The sequence below is a fragment of the Amnibacterium kyonggiense genome (genome assembly GCF_004364555.1).
GTDB classification, from domain to species: domain Bacteria; phylum Actinomycetota; class Actinomycetes; order Actinomycetales; family Microbacteriaceae; genus Amnibacterium; species Amnibacterium kyonggiense.
In genome coordinates this window covers 568,073-589,026 of sequence record NZ_SOAM01000002.1, presented here as the reverse complement: position 1 = coordinate 589,026, position 20,954 = coordinate 568,073, and the positions used below count along the sequence as shown (strand labels likewise).

General features: G+C 74.2%; 19 protein-coding genes. 11 read left to right on the top strand and 8 right to left on the bottom strand.

Annotated elements, in window-relative coordinates; all coding sequences use genetic code 11:
* Positions 1-20: 20 nt before the first annotated feature.
* A complete protein-coding gene (locus CLV52_RS11175; RefSeq protein WP_133766411.1) occupies positions 21-455 on the bottom strand; it encodes a hypothetical protein in 435 nt (144 codons plus the stop codon).
* Positions 456-883: 428 nt separating this feature from the next.
* On the opposite strand from CLV52_RS11175, the gene CLV52_RS11170 reads away from it, so the two are divergent.
* The gene (locus CLV52_RS11170; RefSeq protein ID WP_133766410.1) at positions 884-1,810 is read left to right on the top strand and encodes a hypothetical protein; all 927 of its coding nucleotides are present in this window, start codon (positions 884-886) and stop codon (positions 1,808-1,810) included.
* Between the two features lie 90 nt (positions 1,811-1,900).
* Here the strand turns inward: CLV52_RS11170 and CLV52_RS11165 are convergent, their stop codons facing one another.
* Positions 1,901-3,796 carry an APC family permease gene (locus CLV52_RS11165; protein ID WP_133766409.1) on the bottom strand — a complete coding sequence of 632 codons (1,896 nt, stop codon included), beginning with the start codon at positions 3,794-3,796 and terminating at the stop codon, positions 1,901-1,903.
* Positions 3,797-4,093: 297 nt separating this feature from the next.
* Here CLV52_RS11165 and CLV52_RS11160 point away from each other — a divergent pair, with 297 nt between their 5' ends.
* Positions 4,094-5,482 (top strand): MFS transporter, encoded by a 1,389-nt coding sequence (locus CLV52_RS11160; protein WP_246018085.1) that lies wholly within the window; start codon positions 4,094-4,096, stop codon positions 5,480-5,482.
* Here the strand turns inward: CLV52_RS11160 and CLV52_RS11155 are convergent.
* On the bottom strand, positions 5,479-6,963 hold the full coding sequence (locus CLV52_RS11155) for a CYTH and CHAD domain-containing protein (RefSeq protein ID WP_162850825.1): 1,485 nt from the start codon (positions 6,961-6,963) through the stop codon (positions 5,479-5,481). The genes CLV52_RS11160 and CLV52_RS11155 overlap by 4 nt on opposite strands.
* A 35-nt stretch (positions 6,964-6,998) precedes the next feature.
* Between CLV52_RS11155 and CLV52_RS11150 the strand changes: the two genes are divergently transcribed.
* From CLV52_RS11150 to CLV52_RS11130, 5 genes are all read left to right on the top strand, one after another.
* Positions 6,999-7,928, top strand: a complete 930-nt coding sequence (locus CLV52_RS11150) for an aldo/keto reductase (protein ID WP_246018084.1) — start codon at positions 6,999-7,001, stop codon at positions 7,926-7,928.
* Positions 7,929-7,942: 14 nt separating this feature from the next.
* A complete protein-coding gene (locus CLV52_RS11145) occupies positions 7,943-8,338 on the top strand; it encodes a DUF2256 and DUF3253 domain-containing protein (RefSeq protein WP_133766406.1) in 396 nt (131 codons plus the stop codon).
* A gap of 95 nt (positions 8,339-8,433) precedes the next feature.
* Complete coding sequence (locus CLV52_RS11140) at positions 8,434-8,958, top strand: DNA translocase FtsK (RefSeq protein WP_133766405.1); 525 nt, start codon at positions 8,434-8,436, stop codon at positions 8,956-8,958.
* A 242-nt stretch (positions 8,959-9,200) separates the two neighbouring features.
* Positions 9,201-10,031: a DNA translocase FtsK gene (locus tag CLV52_RS11135; protein WP_162850824.1), complete on the top strand. Its 831-nt coding sequence runs from the start codon at positions 9,201-9,203 to the stop codon at positions 10,029-10,031.
* 99 nt (positions 10,032-10,130) lie between these two features.
* The gene (locus tag CLV52_RS11130) at positions 10,131-12,494 is read left to right on the top strand and encodes a penicillin-binding protein (protein WP_133766403.1); all 2,364 of its coding nucleotides are present in this window, start codon (positions 10,131-10,133) and stop codon (positions 12,492-12,494) included.
* Between the two features lie 50 nt (positions 12,495-12,544).
* Here the strand turns inward: CLV52_RS11130 and CLV52_RS11125 are convergent, their stop codons facing one another.
* On the bottom strand, positions 12,545-14,038 hold the full coding sequence (locus CLV52_RS11125; protein WP_162850823.1) for a serine/threonine-protein kinase: 1,494 nt from the start codon (positions 14,036-14,038) through the stop codon (positions 12,545-12,547).
* A 59-nt stretch (positions 14,039-14,097) separates the two neighbouring features.
* A complete protein-coding gene (locus tag CLV52_RS11120) occupies positions 14,098-15,135 on the bottom strand; it encodes an agmatine deiminase family protein (protein ID WP_133766798.1) in 1,038 nt (345 codons plus the stop codon).
* A gap of 81 nt (positions 15,136-15,216) precedes the next feature.
* On the opposite strand from CLV52_RS11120, the gene CLV52_RS11115 reads away from it, so the two are divergent.
* Together CLV52_RS11115 and CLV52_RS11110 are read left to right on the top strand one after the other, a co-directional pair.
* On the top strand, positions 15,217-16,092 hold the full coding sequence (locus CLV52_RS11115; protein WP_133766401.1) for a bacteriorhodopsin: 876 nt from the start codon (positions 15,217-15,219) through the stop codon (positions 16,090-16,092).
* 25 nt (positions 16,093-16,117) lie between these two features.
* Complete coding sequence (locus CLV52_RS11110; RefSeq protein ID WP_133766400.1) at positions 16,118-17,479, top strand: serine/threonine-protein kinase; 1,362 nt, start codon at positions 16,118-16,120, stop codon at positions 17,477-17,479.
* Positions 17,480-17,483: 4 nt separating this feature from the next.
* Here the strand turns inward: CLV52_RS11110 and CLV52_RS11105 are convergent, their stop codons facing one another.
* On the bottom strand, positions 17,484-17,972 hold the full coding sequence (locus CLV52_RS11105) for a hypothetical protein (protein WP_133766399.1): 489 nt from the start codon (positions 17,970-17,972) through the stop codon (positions 17,484-17,486).
* A gap of 209 nt (positions 17,973-18,181) precedes the next feature.
* On the opposite strand from CLV52_RS11105, the gene CLV52_RS11100 reads away from it, so the two are divergent.
* Positions 18,182-18,697, top strand: a complete 516-nt coding sequence (locus CLV52_RS11100; protein WP_162850822.1) for a universal stress protein — start codon at positions 18,182-18,184, stop codon at positions 18,695-18,697.
* 6 nt (positions 18,698-18,703) lie between these two features.
* On the opposite strand, the gene CLV52_RS11095 is transcribed toward CLV52_RS11100, so the two are convergent.
* Together CLV52_RS11095 and CLV52_RS11090 are read right to left on the bottom strand one after the other, a co-directional pair.
* Positions 18,704-19,027, bottom strand: coding sequence for a hypothetical protein (locus CLV52_RS11095; protein WP_133766397.1), 324 nt, complete (start codon positions 19,025-19,027; stop codon positions 18,704-18,706).
* A 126-nt stretch (positions 19,028-19,153) separates the two neighbouring features.
* Positions 19,154-19,330 carry a DUF2510 domain-containing protein gene (locus tag CLV52_RS11090; RefSeq protein WP_133766396.1) on the bottom strand — a complete coding sequence of 59 codons (177 nt, stop codon included), beginning with the start codon at positions 19,328-19,330 and terminating at the stop codon, positions 19,154-19,156.
* Between the two features lie 126 nt (positions 19,331-19,456).
* On the opposite strand from CLV52_RS11090, the gene CLV52_RS11085 reads away from it, so the two are divergent.
* The gene (locus tag CLV52_RS11085) at positions 19,457-20,953 is read left to right on the top strand and encodes a carboxylesterase/lipase family protein (protein WP_133766395.1); all 1,497 of its coding nucleotides are present in this window, start codon (positions 19,457-19,459) and stop codon (positions 20,951-20,953) included.
* Position 20,954 lies beyond the last annotated feature (1 nt).

Below are 20,954 nucleotides of genomic sequence, written 5' to 3'. Positions count from 1 at the left end.
TCCAGCGGACGGGGGCGCGCTCAGGCGGTGCCGTAGAGGGCGGGCGGCACGGCGTCGAGGAGGATCCGAGCGGTGGTCTCGCCGATGCCGCGATAGGCGACGACGCGGTCGTGTGCCTCCTGCCGGTCGGCGGAGGACGTGAGCAGGTGGTTCACCGAACCCCAGTCGCGCGCGACGCCCGCCATGACCTCCTGCAGCTCGCGGGCCATGAGGTGGTCGAAGCGGTCGTAGCCGCCCTCGTCGAGGATCGCGCGCAGCTGCTCGTGCTCCAGCCCCGCGAAGCGCTCCGGACTCGTCATGCCGTGCTCGATCAGCGCGCGGTAGGTGTGCGCCGCCTGGGCCTGCCGGATGTTGCGGCCGAGCAGGAGGGAGGCGAGGAACCACCGGTACCGCTGCTCCGGGCTGCGCGCCACGTCGATGCCGAGGTCCTCCGGTCCCAGATCCTTCTCCGCCACGGGGCGAGCCTCGCACCGCTCGGCTCGTGACACGCCCGAAGACCCTCCGCGCCCGGGCTCCGGCTGTGGCGGGCGCAGCGGTGCGGCGGCGGCCCCGCCTGCTGCCCGGGCTCCCGTTCACGCAGCAGCAGAGGCGTCCGTGGACGGAGTGGCCCGTCACTGCCGAGCGGCGCGCGCACTGGTCCGCCCACCACGTGCCCGAGTTCCCCGGAGCCCGCGCCGCCCGCCGCGTCCGACGCGACCCGCTGATCCGAGACGGGGCGCTCCGCGACAGGACGGGCGTGCCCGAACGCCCGTCCTGTCGCGAAGCGCCCGCGTCGGGCTGCGGTCCTCGCGGCGGGGCGGAATCGAGTCCTCCACAGCGTGTGATCCCGGCGCTCAGCCGGGCGAGCCCGTGGTAGGCCGCCTCGAAGCGCCATGCTGCGCGGATGCCTCCCGTCGTCGGAGCCGACTCGCTCCTCGTCCTGCGTCATCGGAACCGAACCGCGTCGGACCCTCGTGCGCTGCAGCGACGTGCGGCATCGGGCGAGCTGACGCGGCTCCGGAGCGGCGCCTACGTCGCCAGGGCCGTCTGGGCGACCCTCCGCGCGGAGGACCGCCGACGGCTCGAAGCCGCGGCGATGACCGAGCAGCACGCCTCGTACCGCGCCTCCCATCGGACGGCGGGTGCGCTCTGGAGGATCCCGTCCCTGCACCGGCACGACGGCGTCGTGGACGCCCGGGTGACCGCGGCCGCCGGGTCCCGGACCGAGCACGGCGTGCGGAAGCACGCGGTGCGGGACATCGACCAGCACCTCGCGGTCGTCGACGGCATCACCTGCACGACGATCGAGCGCACGGCCCTGGACCTCGCCGCCACCGAGTCCTTCGCCGAGGCCGTCGTCGCGCTCGACCACGTGCTGAAGCACGTGACGGAGTCTCGGCTGCACGAGGTGCTCGAGGAGTGGAATCCCGTGCGGGGCCGACGCCGGATCGAGGCCGTCCTCGCCTTCGCCGACGCCCGCTCCGGGTCGGCGGGGGAGTCGTGGTCGAGGGTGCAGATCGACGAAGCGGGCCTCGTCGCGCCGATGCTGCAGGAGCCCTTCCTCGACCCCGACGGCCTGATCGGACTCGTGGACTTTTGGTGGCCGGGCGCGAACCGGATCGGGGAGTTCGACGGCCTGAAGAAGTACAAGGAGGCGCAGCTGCTCGCCGGGCGGTCGCCGGGCGACGTCGTCGCGGAGGAGAAGGTGCGGGAGGACCGCCTCCGGGCGACGGCGACCGAACCGGCTGTCAGCCGCTGGATCTGGCGGACCCTGCTGACCGGGGGAGCGCTGGCGCGTCAGCTCGTCGCGGCGGGCGTGCCTCGGCGCTGAGCGGGCGCTCCGCGACGACTCGGGCGTACAGGGGCGCCCGTCTCGTCGTGAATCGCCCGGGGAGCAGGCGGCGCGGCCCGACGGGGCGGATCAGGAGACGTGGACCATCGGGCGGCGGCGCACGTCCGGCTCCGTCTCGCGGAGGACCTCCCGCGTCACCGGGGCGACCTCGCCCTCGCCGGACACGAGGAACCGGAACATGTTCGACACCGGGTTCCCCTCCGTCCACTCGAAGTAGACGTGCGGCACGACGCCGGTGAGGTTCCGGATCTGCAGGAGGACGATCGCGATCGTGTTCGGCACGTTGCCGGACGCCACCTCGAGCACGCGGAAGCCGTGGCGGACGATGCCGCGGACCACGAGGTCCTCCTCGAAGTCCGACGAGTCGGTCTTCTCGACCTCGAGGAAGATGATCGAGGCGCGGCCCGGGATGTTCGAGTCCCGCCGCTCCTCCTTCGCCTTGATCCTGTACTCGAGCGCGTCGCGGGCGCCCGGCTCGTTCGCCACGAGGTGGATCTCGCCGAAGTCCTCCGCCTCGCGCAGGAACTCGAGGGCGGTCTCGTCGAAGGTCACGCTCGTCGCGCGGATCTCGAACGACCGGCGCACGCGCGAGGCGAGCGACACGACGAGGATCCCGAGCACGAACAGCAGCGCGATCCGGATGCCGTCGGGGCGCTCGACGACGTTCACGACCAGCGTGTACAGGAGGATCAGCGCGACGACGCCGAAGAAGGCGGTCCGCTTCCACTGCCGCTTCCGCCGCGCGGACAGCGTCACGGCGACGGCGGCCGAGCTGATGAGCGCGAGTACGCCGGTCGCGTACGCGCCGTTCTGCTCGTCGACCGAGGCGCCGAACACGAACGTCACCAGGATCGCGATGAGCGTGAACACGATCACGAGCGGCCGGATCGCCCGGGCCCACGCCGGCGCCATGCCGTAGCGCGGCAGGTAGCGCGGCACGATGTTCAGGAGGCCCGCCATCGCGGACGCACCGGCGAACCAGAGGATCGCGATCGTCGAGACGTCGTAGGCGGTGCCGAAGACCGGCCCGAGGTGCTCGTGCGCGAGGTAGGCGAGGGCGCGGCCGTTCGCCCCGCCGCCCGGCTGGAACTCCTTCTGCGGGATCAGCAGGGTCGTCACGAAGCTCGAGGTGAGCAGGAAGACGCTCATCGTGATCGCGGCGGTCGTCAGCAGCTTCTTCGCGCCGGCGATGCGGCGGAGCGGCTTGCCGCCCGGCGTCTCGCCGCCGCCGTGGATCTGCGGGATGACCGTGACGCCCGTCTCGAACCCCGAGAGGCCGAGCGCGAGCTGCGGGAACACGACGAGCGCCAGCGCGATCACGCCGATCGGGCTGCCGCCGCCCTGCCGGAGCATCGCGGAGCCCCAGTTCGACAGCAGCGACGGGTCGCCCGCGACGAGGATGAACGAGTTGACGATCACGACCGCGTTCAACGAGAGGAAGACCGCCACGAGCACGACGGCGATGCCGATCGCCTCCTGGAACCCGCGGAGGAAGACCGCGCCGAGCAGCACGATGAGCAGCAGGGTGATCGGCAGGTTCGCGCCGTGGAGGGCCGCGGGCATCAGCGGGTTCTCGACCGCGTGCGCCGCCGCGTCCGCCGCGGACAGCGTGATCGTGATGATGAAGGCGGTGCCCGCGAAGCCGAGGAGCACGAGCACGAAGAGCTTGCCCGCCCACCAGGGGAGCAGGCGCTCGAGCATCGCGATCGAGCCCTCGCCGCGGAAGCTCTCGCTCGCCACGCGGCGGTAGACCGGCAGCGCGCCGAAGAGGGTCAGCGCGACGAGCACGAGCGTCGCGATCGGCGAGATGAAGCCCGCCGCGATGGCCGCGATCGCCGGCTGGTAGCCGAGGCTGGAGAAGTAGTCGACGCCCGTGAGGCACATGACGCGGAGCCAGTGGTGCGTCTTCTCGGCGGAGGCGCCGTGGTAGCCCTGCCGGGAGCCGGCGGTGTCCGCGCCCTGCATCGCCCATCGGCGGAGGCCGCCCTGTCGGGTGCGGCGCTGCGGCGCGCACGCGTCCGGGACCTCCCGCTGGTCCGGGAGCCCGTCCGCGCCGGCTGCCCAGGACTTGAGGTCGATCGCGCCGGTGTCACCGGTCGCCGCGTCCGAGGGGTCGGGTGCGGCGGTCGAAGCCTGCTCGGTCATCCGTCCTTCTTCAGGGCCCGCGGTTCCGGGGACGCGCAAGTGTACGACGGCGCGACGCGCCGACGGTGCCCCCGATCCGGGCGACCGCGTCCCGCTGCGGGACGGGATACTGCGAGCGTGACGATCGACGCCTCACCCCGGGTCGCGGGTCGCCTGCTCGCGGCGGCGGTGCTCGCCTCCTTCGTCTCGTTCCTCGACGGGTCGATCACGAACATCGCCCTGCCGGCGATCCAGCGCGACCTCGGCGGCGGCGTGGTCACGCAGCAGTGGGTCGTCGACGGCTACCTGCTCACCCTTTCGGCCTTCATCCTGCTGTCGGGCGCGGTGTCCGACGCGTTCGGGCGGCTGCGGGTGCTGCGCATCGCGCTGATCGCGTTCGCGGCGACCTCCCTGCTCTGCGCCGCGGCACCGACGGCGGAGGTCCTGATCGCCGCTCGGCTCCTCCAGGGCGTCGCGGGCGCGCTGCTCGTGCCCGGCTCGCTCGGCCTGATCATCGCGACGTTCTCCGGGAAGGCGCAGGCGAAGGCGATCGGGCGCTGGACGGCGTGGACGAGCGTGTCCCAGCTGTTCGGCCCGGTGCTCGGCGGCGTCCTCGTGGACGCGCTCGGCTGGCGCAGCGTGTTCGTCATCGGCCTGGTGCCGGCTGCGGGCGCGATGGTCCTGCTCGGACGGGTGCGGGACGCGCCGAGGCGGGGCCCGCGGCCCCGCATCGACGTGGTCTCCGCCGTGCTCGCCGCGGTCGGCCTCGGTCTCCTCACGGTCGGCCTCATCGAGGTCGGCGGCGGCTCGCACGCCGTGCTGCCGGCCGGCGTGGCGGGCGCGCTGGTCGTCGTCGGGATCGCGGTGCTGGTCGGCTTCCTCCTCCGGGACCGCCGCGCACCGAATCCGCTCGTGCCGCCCGCGCTGTTCGCGGCGCGCAACTTCAGCGCCGGCAACGCCACGACCCTGTTCGTCTACGGCGCCGGCGGCATCGCGTTCCTCGTGCCGGCGCTCTACCTCCAGCAGGTGCTGCGGCTGCCGGCGACGCTGGCCGCCCTCGTCGGGCTGCCGGCCACGATCCTGCTCATCGTGCTCTCGGGGCGGTTCGGCGCGCTCGCCGGCCGCCTCGGGCCGCGACGCTTCATGACCGCCGGACCGCTCGTCGCGGCCGCGGGGATGCTGCTCTGGCTCCTCACCGGGCTCGGCGTCGGCCAGGTCTGGTTCGTCGCCGCGGGCACGGTGGTCGTCGGGCTCGGCATGGCGATCACGGTCGCGCCGCTCACCTCCGCCGTCCTCGGCGCGGTTCCGGAGGCGGAGAGCGGCATCGGTTCCGCGGTGAACAACGCCGTCGCGCGGGTCGCGGGGCTCGTCACGACCTCCGCGGTCGGGCTGATCCTCGGCGGCGCCGTGAGCACGCCGGGCCTCGGCCGGGTCGCCGTGGTCTCGGCCGTGCTCATGGTGCTCGGTGGGGCGGTCGCCTTCGCCGGCATCCGCGGCGGCGTCGCCGCGGACGCCGATCAGCCCTAGGGCCGGTCCAGCCGGCGGACGGCCCGTTCGGCCGCGCGGTGCAGGCGTGCGAGCCGTCGCTGCCCCGCGGCGGCGATCAGGCCCAGCGCGAAGGCGTTGTCCCCGGCCGCGGTGAGCCGCTCCGACGCCGCCGGCAGCGCGTCGAGGAGCAGGGCGAGGTCGCGGTGCTCGCCGAGGACGTCCTGCGCCCGCTCGTCGCGCTTCGCCGACCGCACGAGCGTCGACTTCCCCGGCACGACGCCGGCGGCGACGAGCTCCTCGACCGTGAAGCGGGCCCGCTTCGCCGCCTTCCGCGCGCGGTGGAGGGCGTCGAGGTCCCCTCGGACGCCGCGCCGGGAGCGCTTCCGCGCACGGCGCACCGCCGCCTCCGCGAAGGGCCGCAGCGCCTTGGGCCGCTCGTCCACGAGCGGCCCGTCGGGGTCGAAGCGCTCGAGGTCCGCGAGCAGGTCGAGGACGTCCTCGCCGGCCAGCCGGTCGACGAGCGCGGCCGTGCGGTCGTCGAGCCCGGCCGCCGGCTCGTCGACGAGGAGCGCGCGGGCGGCGTCGAGCCCCGGGGTTCCGGCGGGCAGCTCGTCCAGCAGCCCGGCGGCCGTGCGGGCCGCGATCAGCGGGTCCCGGAGCTCGCCGAGCAGACGGCCCAGGTCGCCCAGCCGCTGGCGGAGCGCCCGCCCGGCCGGCCCCGTGACGCCCTCGATCGCGAGCACGGACCGCGCCCGGCGCACCGTCTTGCGCAGCCCGTGGACCGTCGTGCCGTCCGGGTCGTCGTCGAGGACGAGCGACTGGAGGCCGCGGTGCAGCTCCTCCACATGCCCGGCGACGAGCGCGACCACGACGGCGCCCGCCGTGCGGGGCGGCGCCTCGGACCGGCGGCTGCCCACGAGGCCGAGGGCCTGGGCGATCTTGGCCGGGCTGGCGGAGTCGGTCGCGCCCGCGGTGCGCAGGGTTCCGTCGACGCGGTCGAGGAGGGCCTCGCAGACCGGCGTGTCCTCGGCCTGCTCGGCCTCCCACTCCCGCCAGGTCCGCAGCACGCCCGCGGCCACGTCGGTCGCGGAGACGAGGTCGTCGACGACCTCCACGCCGTCGCCGTCCCGGTCGACGAGCACGACGGCGCGCCGCTCGGTCCGGATCAGCGCGATCGGCGCGAGCGGGCGCCCGCGGACGCGGCTCCGCAGCGCGGCGGCGAAGGCGTCCGGCAGGCGGTCGGTGGCCGCCGGATCGATCGGGGCGTGGAGCTCGACGCGGCCCGTCGTGCCGCGCAGCTTCATGTGCCAGCCCTCGTCGTGGCCGCCGGTGCGGCGGCGCACCACGATGCCGGCGCCGAGCAGCGCGCGGTCCTCGGTGTCGACGTACACGGCGTCGAGGTGCACGCCCGCGCGGCGCTCGACGGACACGACGCCCGGGACCCGCTCGAACGACGGCAGCGCGACGCCGTCCGGCACGGCGTACTTGCGCTCGACCTCGATCGCTCTCGACACACTCACAGGCCCCATCCTGCCCGCGGAGCATGATCGGAGCCGTGACCGCACTCGACTTCGGACCCATCGTGCTGGGCGGCAACGTCTTCGGCTGGACAGCGGACCGCGCGGAGGGCTTCCGGGTCCTCGACGCGTTCGTGGACGGGGGCGGCCGGGCCATCGACACGGCCGACGTCTACGTCGCGTGGCTGCCCGGGAACGCCGGCGGTGAGTCGGAGACGATCATCGGTGAGTGGCTCGCGCGGCGCAGCGACCGGGACGACCTCGTCATCGTGACGAAGGTGGGGGCGCTCGAGACGCGCAAGGGGTTGTCCGCCGCGAACATCGAGGCGGCGGTCGAGGACTCCCTGCGGCGGCTGCAGACCGATCGCATCGACCTCTACTTCGCGCACCGGGACGACCCAGACGCTCCGCAGGAGGAGACGCTCGCGGCCTTCGACCGCCTGATCCGGGCCGGCAAGGTGCGGGAGATCGGCGCGTCGAACTTCAGCGCGGAGCGCCTGGGGTCGGCTGCGGCGATCGCGGAGGCCGAGGGGCTGACGCCGTTCACGGTCGCGCAGGACAAGTGGAGTCTCGTCGAGCGCGGCATCGAGGTCGAGCTCGTCCCGGCGCTCGAGCAGCTCGGCGTCGTCGAGATCCCCTACTCGTCGCTCGCGAGCGGCTTCCTGACCGGCAAGTACCGTCCGGGCACGACCACCGAGTCCGCGCGCGCGGGCAACGCCGGTCGCTACCTCGAGGACCCGCGCAACATCGACCTGCTCGCGGTGCTCGACGACGTCGCAGCGGACCGCGGCACCTCCGTCACCGCGGTGGCGCTGGCGTGGCTCGCCGCCCAGCGCACGGTCGCGGCACCGATCGCGAGCGCCCGCACACCCGAGCAGGTGGCCGACCTCCTCGCCGCGGCACAGGTGCGGCTGACGCCCCAGGACCTCGAGCAGCTGTCGGCCGCGACGGAGCCGGTCTCCGCCTGACCGCGGAGCGCATCATGGGCCGCGATCGCGCCGCTCCCGAGCCGCCCGCCGAGAAGACCTGCGCGGTCTGCGGCCGGCGGATCGAGTGGCGCGCGAAGTGGGCCCGGGACTGGGAGCACGTCCGCTACTGCAGCGACGCGTGCCGCCGCGCCGGCCTCCACGAGTCCGACTGGGCGCTCGAGCGCGACATCCTCGCCCTGCTCGAGACCAGAGCGGCGACGGCCACGATCTGCCCCTCCGACGTCGCCCGCGCCGCTGCGGAGGACTGGCGCCCGCTCATGGAACCGGTGCGCCGGGCGGCCCGCCGGCTCGTCGCGGCGGGGGAGGTCGAGATCCTCCAGCACGGCTCCGTCGTCGACCCGTCGACCGCGAAGGGCCCGATCCGCATCCGCCGCGTCCGCCGCGGCTGATCCCCACCGCACCCGGTCTGGGGGCACGCCCCTCCGCGTCGCGACGGCCTCGCCCGACCATCCTGATCGAGCAGGACGGACGGGGGACCGAAGTGGTGACGATCACGGACGAGCGGCGTGCGCTGCCGCCGGTGCTGGACGAGCTCGACGAGCGGAACGCCCGCTACGCCGCGGTCGGCGGCGCGGTCGGCTTCGGGATGGTGCTCATCGCGTTCTGGGCGTGGTGGCCCGCCGGCGTCGTCCTCGGGCTCGTGGTCGGCACGCTCGCGGTGCTGCACGTCGGCCGCGCGATGACGGCCTCCGCGTTCGCCGAGCCGGCCGACGGCCTGCACGAGCTGGCGGGGGAGGAGGAGCTCCGTGCGGAGTTCCGCCGGCTCCGCGTGCGCCTGGGCGACGACTGGCCGGTGTTCCGACGCGCCGCCCTGCAGGTGACGCACGCGCAGTGGGCCTCCGTCGCCGGTCTCCAGCGCGAGCTGCGGGTCAGCACCGCGACGGCGCAGCACCTGATGGGCCAGCTGGAGCGCGAGGGCTTCGTCGGGCCGTCCCGCGGCACGCGTCCCCGCGTGGTGCGGCTCGCGCGCGATCGGGCGCCCGAGCTGGACCGTCTGATGCGGCTCTGACAGGGTCCCCAGAGGTGCCCCCGATCTTCGGGGGCACCTTCGTATCGGTCCGGTAACGACGCGCCGTCCGCTTCCCAAGAGAGCCCTGAACCCCGGTTCCGAGCAGGCTCCATCGTGGAGAATGACATCGTTGTGACGACGCCCCGTCGTCCGCCCACGCCGAAGACGTCGCCCTCTCGACGCGTGGGATGCGCCCCGTGCCCGGACCCCGACGTCGAGCGCGCCCGAATCGAGGAACACCCATGCCCTCACCCCTGTCCGTCGCCCGTCCCGTCGTCGTCGCCCTGCTGCTGCTCGCGGCCGTCGGCGTGACCGCCGCGGTCCTCTACGCGTACTGGCCGGCGGGCGTCGCGGTCGGCGTGGCGCTCGGCGCGGGGGCCGTGCTGGCGATCGGTTCGCGCATGCAGGTCTCGGAGCGCCGGCACCCGGTGGACGTCGAGCTCGCGGCGACGCTCGGCATCGCCCCGGCTGAGCCCGCCACGGCGGCGGAGCCCGTCGACGCGGCCCCGTCGGTCGACGAGCCGGCTCCGGCTCCGGCGAAGGCCGCCCGGATCGCCGTGCCCGCCGTGCGCGCGCTCGACGTGCAGCCCGACGTCCTCTACTTCACCTCGGACGACGACCCGGACTCGGTGGAGGTCCGCGAGGTCGTGACCGCCGCGAACGACATCATCGTGGTCCCCGAGCAGCAGCCCGCCCCGGTCGAGGCGGCGCCCGCCGCCCGTGTCGCCGAGCCGAGCGCCGAACCCGGCGCCGACGCCGTCGCCGAGGAGGAGCCGGTCGTGGCCGAGCCGCTGGCCGGTGCCGTCCGTGCGGACCTCGAGCAGCTGAAGGCGGACCTCGGCGACGACTACCGCGACTTCGCGCGCGCCGCCCGGCTCGTCGTCTCGACGCAGTACGCCTCCGCGGCGCGCCTGCAGCGCGACCTCGACCTCCCGTACTCGCGGGCGCGCCGGCTGCTCTCCGATCTCGAGCAGCAGCACTTCGTCGGCCCCGCCACCGGCTCGCTGCCGCGCCAGGTGCTCCTGCCGAAGGAGCGCCTGCCCGAGGTGGAGCAGCTCCTCGCCGAGGTCTGATCCGGCGGGGCACCGCCCCCGCCTGTGAAGTCCCCATCGGATCGACCCAGACCGCCTGTCACGACCACCGGGAGCGCCGTGCCTCCGTACGATCCTCGGATGCCCTCCCGCCCCCGCACCGGATCGGCCGTCTCCGCCTTCTTCGGCATGCTCGCCATCGCCGTCGTCGCGGGGGTCATGGTCGCGGTCGCGGTGACGCCCGCGATCGCCCTCACGGGCACGACGGCGAAGAGCGGCATCAGCGCGTTCGAGGAGCTGCCGAGCGACCTGAAGATCTCCGCGCTCGACCAGAAGACGGAGATCTACGCGAAGGACGGCGACAAGGACGTCCTCATCGCGTCCTTCTTCGCACAGAACCGCCAGGTCGTGAAGTGGGACGAGATCTCCCAGGTCGCGAAGAACGCGGCCGTCGCGGGGGAGGACGTCCGCTACTACGATCACGGCGGCATCGACCCGCTCGGCATCGTCCGCGCGGCCGTCGGCAACCTCGCCGGCTCGGACCTGCAGGGCGCCTCGACGATCACGCAGCAGTACGTGAAGAACGTCTGCGTGCAGGAGGCCGAGAACCAGCCGACGCAGAAGCAGGTCACGGCGGCCTACGACGTGTGCACCGACGCCTCCGTCGGACGCAAGCTGAAGGAGGCGCGGTACGCGATCGCGCTCGAGAAGAAGTACTCGAAGGATCAGATCCTGCTCGGGTACCTCAACATCGCCGGCTTCGGCGGCCGCGTCTACGGCATCGAGTCGGCGGCCGAGTACTACTTCGACTCCACCGCCGAGAAGCTGACCGTGGCGCAGGCCGCGAGCCTCATCGCGATCGTGAACAACCCGCAGTACCTGCGGCTCGACGTGAAGGACAACTGGGCGCGGAACAAGGAGCGCCGCGACTACATCCTCGGCGTCGAGCTGAAGAACAGGATGATCACGAAGGCGCAGTACGACGAGGCCGTCGCGACGCCGATCGCGACGAAGATCACCACGACGCAGACCGGCTGCGAGGCCGCCGGCGTCGCCGGGTTCTTCTGCGACTACGTGTACCGGACCGTCCTCAACGACTCGGCGTTCGGCAAGACGAAGAACGAGCGCGAGGCGAACCTGCAGCGCTCGGGCTGGAAGATCTACACGACCCTCGACCTGAAGGCCGAGCGCGCCGCGAAGAAGGCGATGACGGCCTACGTGCCGAAGAAGACGACGTCGTACAACATCGGCGGCGCCGCGGTCACCGTCGAGGTCGGCACCGGCCGGATCCTCACGATGGTCACGAACAAGGACTTCAGCTACACGAAGGGCGGCACGAGCTCGGCGGTGAACTACACCGCGAACTACGCGCTCGGCCAGAGCGGCGGGTGGCAGCCCGGCTCCACCTTCAAGGTGTTCACGCTGCTCGACTGGCTGAAGACCGGGCACACGCTGAACACCGTGGTCGACTCGAACCCCGGGACCGTCAGCGACTTCACCGCCTGCGGGAAGCCCTACGCGGGCATCCCGTACACCTACGGCAACGACACGTCCGACGAGGGCGGGTACCAGTCGGTCCTGACCGGCACGGCGAAGTCGATCAACGGCACGTTCGTCCACATGGCGCAGCAGCTCGATCTCTGCGACATCAAGGGCATCGCGGACGACTTCGGCGTCACGCCGATCGTTGGCAACAGCGACCCGACGCAGTACGCGTCGTTCGTCATCGGCGGCGCGTACACGGTCTCCCCGGTATCGATCGCGGCCGCGTACGCCGGCATCGCGAACGAGGGGAAGTACTGCTCCCCGATCGCGATCGAGAAGGTCGTGAAGACCGACGGATCGGAGCTGGCCGTCCCGGGGAGCACCTGCAAGCAGGTCGTCGACCCGGCCGTCGCGAACGCCGCGGTGTACGCCCTGCGCGGCGTCTTCCAGGGCGGCACCGCCGGCGGCGACAACACGCCGGACGGGCTCTACGAGTTCGGCAAGACCGGCACGACGGACAGCGCGTACGACACCTGGATGACGGGCACGACCTCCAAGGCGGCCACCTCGGTCTGGATCGGCAACAACGGCTCGGTGAACGGCGCCAGGCAGAACCTCCGGAAGGTGGTGTTCCCGGGGACGACGCCCTGCTACTCGAGCGGCCAGGGCCTCGCGTCGGACGCCCGGCACTGCGTCTGGAAGGACATCCAGACCGCGGTGAACAAGGACTACGGCGGCGCGACCTCGTGGACGGCGCCGGAGCCGCAGTACCTCTCCGGCGGTGCGGTCCAGCAGCAGCCCGACCAGGCCACGCAGACCGGCACCGTCCCGGACGTCGCGGGCCAGTCCCCGGAGGCGGCCGAGGCGGCGCTCGTCGCCGCCGGCTACAAGTGGACCTTGAACGGTACGACCGCGTCCTCGCAGCCGGCCGGCACGGTCGCGGGCACCGACCCGGCGGCCGGGAGCCAGCTCCCGGCGGGCTCGTCGGTCGCGATCCAGACGAGCGACGGCACCGGCTGACCCTCGGCCGACGGGGCCAGGCGGCAGGGCTGCGGGGGAGTCGGTCGGCTCTAGTTCTCGGCGCCGTCGGCGAGCGGCAGCTGCACGATCGGCTGGCCGTCCGGCGGCGTCGGGTCGCTGCTCGCGCCCTCGCCGGTCGTCGGGGTGTCGCTCGGCACCGGCGCGACCTCCGTCGGCGGCGGCGAGGACGGCGTCGACGAGGTCGGTGTCCCGCTCGGCTCGACCGGCGTCGTGGACGTCGCGCCGCCCGTCGGCGTCGGCGTCGGGGTGGTCGCGCTCGGGCTCGGCTTCGGGGTCGTCGGCTTGGAGACCGGCTTCGGGACGGCCTTGACGACGCCGGCGTCCTCGTCCGCGCCCGCGGCGACCTGCTGCTGCGCCCGCGCACCGGCGTCCTTCGGCGCGCTGGAGGCCGTCGACCGCTGCTGCTCGGCGGTGTTCGTGGTGCTGACGTTCGACGCCGCCGAGATCGCGACACCGGTGACCGCGGCGGCGAGGGCGGCGGCCGCGACCGCGAGCACCGCGGGGAAGCGCCGCCGCGCCGGGCGCGCGACCGCGACCGGGCCGCTGATCGGCATCCCGCGGCTCGGCGTGAACAGCGGCTCGTGCAGCTGCGTCGCATCCGACGCGCGCGGCGCGGCGAACGCCGCCATGCCCGCGACGGGCGTGGGTGCGGTCTGCGTCGCGTCGGGGGCCGTGACGCGGCCGACGAGCAGCTCGCGCAGCGCGGCCGCGACGTCGGCGGCCGGCGGACGGTGCGCGGGGTCGAGCGCCGTCATCCGCGAGAGCAGGTCGGCGAGGGCGGGGGAGGCGTCCTCCGGCAGAGCGGGCGGGCGCTGCAGGCGCGCCATCGCGGCCTCCGCCGCGGGACCGGGGAACGCGCGCTTCCCGGTCAGCGCCTCGAGCAGCACGAGGCCGAGCGAGTACACGTCGCTCGCGGGGCGCGGCGGGGCGCCCTTCACCTGCTCCGGGCTGAGGTAGGCGGCCGTGCCGAGGATCGAGTCGGGCGCGGTGAGCCGCGCGCCGTCGACGAGCTGGGCGATGCCGAAGTCGGTGAGCTTCGCGGCCACACCGCTGGCGCCGGAGGAGGCCGCGCGGGGGACGAGGATGTTGGCCGGCTTCACGTCGCGGTGCACGACGCCCCGCTCGTGGAGCGCGGCGAGGGCGCTCGCGACGTCGGCGACGATGCGTCGGGCGAAGTCCGCGGCGAGGGGACCGCGGGCCCGGTGGAGGAGCGCGCCGAGGTCGTCGCCGACGACGAGCTCCATCACGAGGAAGGCGCCGAACACCCCGTCGCCGTTCGAGGCGTCCAGCACCGCGACGACCGAGGGGTGGTTCACCGCGGCGAGCAGCCGCATCTCCTGCGTCGTGCGCTGCGGGTCGACCGCCTCCGCGAAGCCGCCGCGGAACACCTTGATCGCGACGCGGCGCTGCAGCCGGAGGTCCATCCCGCTGAAGACCGTCGCCATGCCGCCGCGACCGAGCTCCGCGAGGAGCTCGTAGCGCCCGGCGAGGACGTCGCCCGGACCGGGCTCGCGCTCAGCCACGACGGCGGGAGCGGGGCTGGGCGGGCACCGCACCATTCTCCCCGACCCGAACGTGGACGTCAGCCCCGGGAGGCAACGATTCCGCTGCTCGTCGGCGTGGCGGGCTGCTGCTGGGTGATGCAGTGGATGCCGCCGCCGCACGCGAAGATCGCCCGGGCGTCGATCGTGACGACGCGTCGGCCGGGGTACGCCTCGGCCAGCGCCTCCCGGGCCGCCGCATCGGCGCGGGGCTCGCCGAAGCCGCAGGCGATCACCCCGCCGTTCACGACGACGTGGTTGACGTAGGACCAGTCGACGAAGCCCTCGGCGTCGCGGAGGGTCTCGGGCGCCGGAAGATGAACGATCTCGAAGGAGCGCCCGGCCGCGTCGACCGCCTCCTCGAGCGTCCGCCGCAGGAGCGCCGTGACGGCATGGTCCGGATGCCCGGGGTCGCGCTGGTCGTGGAGCAGCACGCGGCCCGGCGACGGGATGGTCGCGCAGATGTCGACGTGGCCGCTCGTCCCGTAGCGCTCGTAGTCGCGGGTGAGGCCGCGCGGCAGCCACACGGCGGTCGTGGCGCCGATGGTCCGGGCGAGCTCCGCCTCCACGCGGGCGCGGTCCGCGTAGGGGTTGCGACGCGGGTCGAGCTGCACCGTCTCGGTCAGGAGCACCGTGCCCTCGCCGTCGACGTGGATGCCGCCGCCCTCGTTCACGAGCAGGGAGGGCAGCACGGCCGCCCCGGCGGCCGCGCCCACGGCGGCGCCGACGAGGCGGTCCTTCGCCCACGCGGACCACGGGTGGTCGCCCCACCCGTTGAAGGACCAGTCGACCGCGCCGAGCCGCCCCTCGCCGTCGGTGACGAACGTCGGTCCGGAGTCGCGGAGCCACGCGTCGTCGAGCTCCTGCTCGACCAGCTCGACGGCCGGGTCGAGCAGTCGGCGGGCCGTCGGCAGCGCGACGGGGTCGACGAGCATCGTGAGGGGCTCGAACGCGACGGCGGCGTTCGCGACGGCGGCCCACGCCGCCGACTCCTCCTCCGGCTGACCCGGCCCGAACGTCTCGTTCGGCCGGGGGAAGGCCATCCAGAGCCGCTCGTGCGGCTCGGTCTCGGCCGGCATGCGCCACGGGGATCCCACGTCCCGATCCTGCCGCACCCGACTCTCGGGAATTCCGCTCGGATTCCGTGGGACGCTTGTAACGTGCGTAACACGGATGTCGTCCCGCCCTGGACGGTGTCCCTGACCGACGGCGAGCACGCCCTCATCGAGTACGGCATCGCCGTCGCAGCGTTCTGCCTCGCCGCGATGCTCACCCGGATGTGGTCCGCGCGCCGTGAGGTCGGGGACCGCTACCGCCCCGCCGTCCACGCGAGCGTCGCGGTCTGCACGGTCGCCTTCCTGTCCTACCTCCTCCTCGCGTTCGAGATGCACAGCGGCTACCGCCGATCCGGCGATCTGTGGGTGCCGACGGGCACGGCGATGGGCACGTGGACCGCGCGGTACATGGACTGGACGGTGAGCGTCCCCCTGCTCGTCGTCGAGGTGGTCGCCGTGTCCGCGGTCGTGGGCCGGGCGGCGATGCGCGCCAAGGTGCTCGGCGGGGCCGCGGCGGTGGCGATGGTGACGCTCGGCTTCCTCGGCGCGGTCGTCGTCGGGAACGGGGCCGACTTCGGCGCGCTGCTCGGCCTCGGGATCGCCTCGTCGGTCTGCTTCGTGATCGTCTACGCGGTCGTCATCGGCGTGGTGCTGAAGTCCCTGCCCGTGCTGCCGGCGGCGGCACGCGGGCCGATGGTCTCGGCGATGGTCGTGCTCCTCGTCGTGTGGTTCGTCTACCCGATCGCCTACGGACTGCAGGGCGTCGCGAGCTCGGGCGCGCTGACCGTCACCGAGCACCTGCTCATGTCGGGCGCGGACATCGTCGCGAAGGTGCTCTTCGGGCTGCTGCTGCTCCGCGTGGCCCGGATCCGCACCGCGGCGGACGTGCTCGCGGCGGACGACGTGCATCCCGAGAGCATCTGGATCGACCAGCTGCGGCATTCGGAGGGAGCGAGCCGACCGGTACGCTCGACCCCGTGACGCGACCGTCGGAGCCGCCCGCCCGATGAGCTCGCCGATCCCCGAGCGCGGAGGTGCGCGCGTCGTCCTCCCGGAGCGCTATCGCGTCGAGCACGTCATCGGCAGGGGCGGCACCGCCGTCGTCTACGCCGCCCACGACACGCTGCTGAACCGCCCCGTCGCGATCAAGGTCTTCACCGCCCCGACCGACTCCGCGCGGGTGCTGCGGGAGCAGCAGCACGAGGCGCAGATGCTCGCCGGGCTCAGCCACCACGCGCTCGTCACGCTGTTCGACGCCGGGGTGGACGACACGGACCCGGACCAGCCGCACATCTACCTCGTGATGGAGCGGGTCGACGGCCCGGACCTCGGGCAGGCGCTCCGGAGCGGGGCGCTCACCCCGATGCAGGTCGCCTACCTCGGGCTCGACCTCTGCGACGCCCTCCTCTACGTGCACGAGCGCGGCTGGCTGCACCGCGACATCAAGCCGGCGAACGTCCTGCTCTCCGGCCGGTGGAGCGATCGCCGGCTGCGGGGCAAGCTCTCCGACTTCGGCATCGCCACCGTGCTCGGCAGCCCGGCGGACGACGGCGAGTTCACGGTCGGCACCGCGGCGTACCTGAGCCCGGAGCAGGTGGAGGGCGGCGTACTCGCGAGCGCCTCCGACGTCTACTCGCTCGGCCTCGTGCTCCTCCAGGCGGCGACGGGTCGCGTCTCCTTCCCCGGCACCGTGATCGAGTCCGCGTTCGCGCGGCTGAGCCGGGATCCGGAGATCCCCGACTCGATCCCGCCCCGCCTCGCCGCCGTGCTCGTCGGCATGACCCGGCGGTCGCCGTCGGAGCGGCTGCAGCTCGAGGAGGCGCGCTCGCAGTTCGAGCGCTCGCTCGCCGAGCAGATCTCGAGCGACGTGGCGACGGAGCAGCCCGCCCCCGCGGCGCCGGCGGCGGCACCCGCGCCCGTCATCGCGGACGTGCCGCCCGACCGCGAGTTCGCGCGGATCACGGGCATCGCCGCGCGGCTGCTGCGGACGCCGGCCGCGTTCGTCGTGCTCGGCGATCCGCGGGAGGAGGCGTCCGCGTTCGTGCCGGAGGCGCACCGCGGGGAACTCGTCGCGCTCGCGACGAAGGCGCTCGTCGTGGACCGCAGCGACGGGTGGTCGGTCGCGGACGTCCGCGACGACGCGCGGACTGCGGGCGCGGTGCAGCTCGCCCCGGTGCGGTCGATGGCCGTGCAGCCGATCCTCGACGCGACCGGCGCGCGCATCGGCGTGCTCGCCGTCTGCGACGCGCTGCCCCGCGAGTTCGGCATCGAGGAGACGGCGACGCTCGCCGACCTCGCGCAGCTCGTCGGGCACGAGGTGGACCTGCGCCGCGCGGTGCGGCGCGCGCTCTTCTCCCGCGAGTCCTGACGGGTCAGCCGACCGCGGCGCGGCCCGCCCGCCGCACGTGGGCCTCGGGGTCGAGCGTGTGGAGCGCAGCGGCGATGCGGCCGTCGAGGTCCACGATGTCGTCGTGCAGCGATTCGTCGCCCGGGAGCCGGAGCACGTAGTACTCGGCGAGGGAGGCGCGGCGCGTGCGCTGCACCCGAACCTCCGCGTCGAGGCCCCGACCGATCTCCGATCGGGACGCGAGCTTCAGCGTCATCCCCGCCGAGCCCACGATGTAGATCTGGCCGTAGGCGACGTCGTCGCGGTCGGAGGGGAGCTCGAGCGCCCGCGCGAGGTGGATCAGCACCTGCTCCTCGCCGGCGTGGACCTCCGCCGCCACCCGAGGCGTCGTCGGGTCCGCCTCGAGCCGGGACGCGCGCTCGGCGGCCCGGCGCAAGAGGGCGACCACCCCGGCGACGATCCCGGTGACGGCCGCGACCGCGAGGGCCAGCAGCACGACCAACTCGACGGACACGGGGCGGCGTCTCCTTCACGCGGACCTGACGGGCGGGGTGCACAGGGGGTTCGGTCAGCGCGCGCTCCGCGCGATCACGGCCGGGGCGGCGCCGATCCTCAGGGTCAGATTGGCATGGGGTGCTGCGGCGACCCTGGCAAGGCGCGCCGCGGTCCCAGGTTCCGGCAGGGCGGGAGGTCCAGGATCCGAGGAGGACGAGGAGGTCTCTGTTGAGCGACGACAGCACCGCATCCCGCCGCACGATCGTGGTCGGGATCCTTCCGGACCAGCCCCTGTGGGTGGTGCAGGTGGCGGCGGACTACGCGCGGGCGTTCGACGCGGAGCTGGTCTGCGTCGCCGCGGACGCGACCCGGTACGCGTACCAGGAGCTGCCCGACGGCTCCTTGCTCACCGCGCCGATCGATCCCGACCTGGCCTCCGTGGGCCCCATGTTCAGCGAGGACCGGCTCGAGGAGATCCGGACCGTCCTCGCCCCGAGCGGCGTGCCGTGGTCGATGCGCGAGCTGGTCGGCCTCGCCGCGGACGCGCTGATGGAGGTGGCCGAGCAGGAGGACGCCCTGATGATCGTCGTGGGCGCGCGGCCGGGCGGGTTCCGTGGGGCGCTGCGCCACGCGTTCACGGGCTCCGTGGCCCTCCGCCTCGCGCACCGGCAGTACCGCCCGGTCGTGGTCGTGCCGACCGCGCCCGCCGAGTCCGACGCGGCGCTGCTCGCCGGTCTCGGCTGAGCGGGCTCAGACCACCCGGCAGTCGTTCGGCCGCACCTCGACCGTGGTGGTGCCGGTCGTGGGCGCCGGGAGGACGCACAGGCCGGCCACGCGGACGGTGATCCAGCCCTTCGGCACGGTGACGCTTCGCGTCTGCCCGGAGCGGAGGCGGAAGGTCGAGCGGAAGCCCGCGTCGGCCTGGGCGAGGTGCACCTCGTAGGCCTCGGGTCTCGCGGACGGCTCGACGCGGATGACGACCCGGCCGGGCGGCGCCGCGGCGGGCGCACACCCGGTCAGTGGCAGGGCCGCGGCCACGAGCGCGGCGACGAGGAGGGGCTTCGCGAGTCGCACGGCAGCAGGTTCGTCCCCCGTCCGGGGGGTGCGGCGGACCGGCCGCGGCATGTCGCGGATGAGCGGGCGCGGAGGGCTCGGTCGGCGGGAGGGTCGGGGGCCCGGCCCGCCGGCCGAGGTGCTGCGTCAGCCGATGCGGCGGGAGCGCGCGAAGCGGCGGCGGGACTGCTCCTGCTGATACGAGGTCGGCAGGCCCGGGCGCGACTTGCGGTGCGAGGACCAGGCGGTGCCGGTCCAGTAGCGCAGGAAGGCGGGGTCGGCGGCGTCGGTGTACCAGCCGGCGGGAAGCGTGGTGGTGTCCATGCGGACGATCTCCTTGGGTGGGAGACGTTCCCGGGGTGGGGAACGGTGGTTCTGGGGGTGAGGACAGACTGCCCGGTCTGTCCCCCTCCGGCATCTCCCCAGTCCGGGGGGTCTAGACCTGCTGGCATGGGTGGGGGAGCCGTCAGCACCGTCGTGCGCACCACTGCCGGGCGGGTCCGCGGCCGGCGCGAGGCGGGCCTCACCGTCTGGCGGGGCGTGCCGTACGCGGCGCCGCCCGTCGGGCCGCTCCGCTTCCGCGCGCCGCAGCCGCCCGAGCCGTGGGAGGGCGTGCGCGACGCGACGACGGACGGTCCGCTGCCGCCCCAGCCCCGCACGTCGACCCTCACCGGCGCCGGGCTGCGGACGCCGATGTCCGAGGACTGCCTGACCCTGACCGTGGCCCGCCGCACCGGCGGCGCGGAGCGGAAGCCCGTCATGGTCTTCATCTACGGCGGCGCGTTCGGCATCGGTGGTGCGATCGCCGGGCAGTACCGCGGTGAGACGCTCGCCGCGGCGGGCGACGTGGTGTTCGTCGGCTTCAACTACCGCGTGAGCGCGCTCGGCTGGCTCGACCTGTCCGCCTACGGGACGCCCGAGGAACCGGTCGAGACGAACGTCGGCCTGCGCGACCAGCTCGCCGCGCTCGCCTGGGTCCGCGACAACATCGCCGCGTTCGGAGGCGACCCCGACGACGTGACGCTCTTCGGGGAGTCCGCCGGGGCGACGAGCGTGCTCACCCTCCTGTCGATCCCCGCCGCAACGGGGCTGTTCGCGCGGGCGATCGCGGAGAGCCCGACCATCGCCGCCGTCCACGGCAGCGCCCGGTCGCAGGGGTGGGCCGCGGAGCTCGTCGAGGACCTGCCCGGCGGCGCCGCGGCGCTGCGGACCGCCGACGCGCAGGAGCTCGTCGCGGCGACCACCCGGCTCGACCTCGCGGTCTCGGACCGGCAGCCGGCCGCCCGCGTGCTCGGGCCCGTGGTCGACGGCGACCTCGTCCCCGGCTACCCCCACGAGGTACTCCGCCGCGGGGAGGGCCTGCCGCTGCCGCTCGTGATCGGCACGAACGCCGACGAGGGCACGCTGTTCCAGCGGATGCGCGGCCTGCGGGCGACCCCGGTCCGCATGGACCGGCTCTTCGACGCGACCGCTCCGGATGCGAAGGCGCTCGTGCTGGCCGAGTACGGCCGCGCGCGGCGCGGCAAGGACCTCGAGCGCTTCGTCACGGACCTGATGTTCTGGGCGCCGGCCGTCGAGGTCGCCGCCGGCCACGCGACGGTCGCACCGGTGTGGATGTACCGCTTCGACTTCGCACCGCCCGCGATGCGGGCGATCGGGCTCGGCGCGGCCCACGGCTCGGAGCTCGACCACGTGATGGCCCGGCCCGGCGGACCGACGCGGCGCCTCGCGACGCTGCTCGGCTGGGACCGCGAGGCCCGCGCGCTCACCGGGCGGATGTCGGGCGCCTGGCTCGCGTTCGCCCGGGCCGGTGCGCCGCCGGCGTGGTGGCCGCCGTTCGACGGCGAGCGGCGGAGGACGCTCGTGTTCGACCGCGAGGACCGGCTGGAGGAGGACCCGCGGCCCGAGGTCAGGGCCGCGTGGCGGTCCTGGCAGCCGTACGGCTGAA

What these genes read in the sequence shown, in the direction of transcription:
- CLV52_RS11170 (WP_133766410.1), top strand. Translation starts at nt 884, where the DNA reads ATGCCTCCCGTCGTCGGAGCCGACTCGCTCCTCGTCCTGCGTCATCGG.
- CLV52_RS11165 (WP_133766409.1), bottom strand. Translation starts at nt 3,796, where the DNA reads ATGCAGGGCGCGGACACCGCCGGCTCCCGGCAGGGCTACCACGGCGCC.
- CLV52_RS11145 (WP_133766406.1), top strand. Translation starts at nt 7,943, where the DNA reads ATGGGCCGCGATCGCGCCGCTCCCGAGCCGCCCGCCGAGAAGACCTGC.
- CLV52_RS11135 (WP_162850824.1), top strand. Translation starts at nt 9,201, where the DNA reads ATGCCCTCACCCCTGTCCGTCGCCCGTCCCGTCGTCGTCGCCCTGCTG.
- CLV52_RS11130 (WP_133766403.1), top strand. Translation starts at nt 10,131, where the DNA reads ATGCCCTCCCGCCCCCGCACCGGATCGGCCGTCTCCGCCTTCTTCGGC.
- CLV52_RS11120 (WP_133766798.1), bottom strand. Translation starts at nt 15,135, where the DNA reads ATGCCGGCCGAGACCGAGCCGCACGAGCGGCTCTGGATGGCCTTCCCC.
- CLV52_RS11110 (WP_133766400.1), top strand. Translation starts at nt 16,118, where the DNA reads ATGAGCTCGCCGATCCCCGAGCGCGGAGGTGCGCGCGTCGTCCTCCCG.
- CLV52_RS11090 (WP_133766396.1), bottom strand. Translation starts at nt 19,330, where the DNA reads ATGGACACCACCACGCTTCCCGCCGGCTGGTACACCGACGCCGCCGAC.
- CLV52_RS11085 (WP_133766395.1), top strand. Translation starts at nt 19,457, where the DNA reads ATGGGTGGGGGAGCCGTCAGCACCGTCGTGCGCACCACTGCCGGGCGG.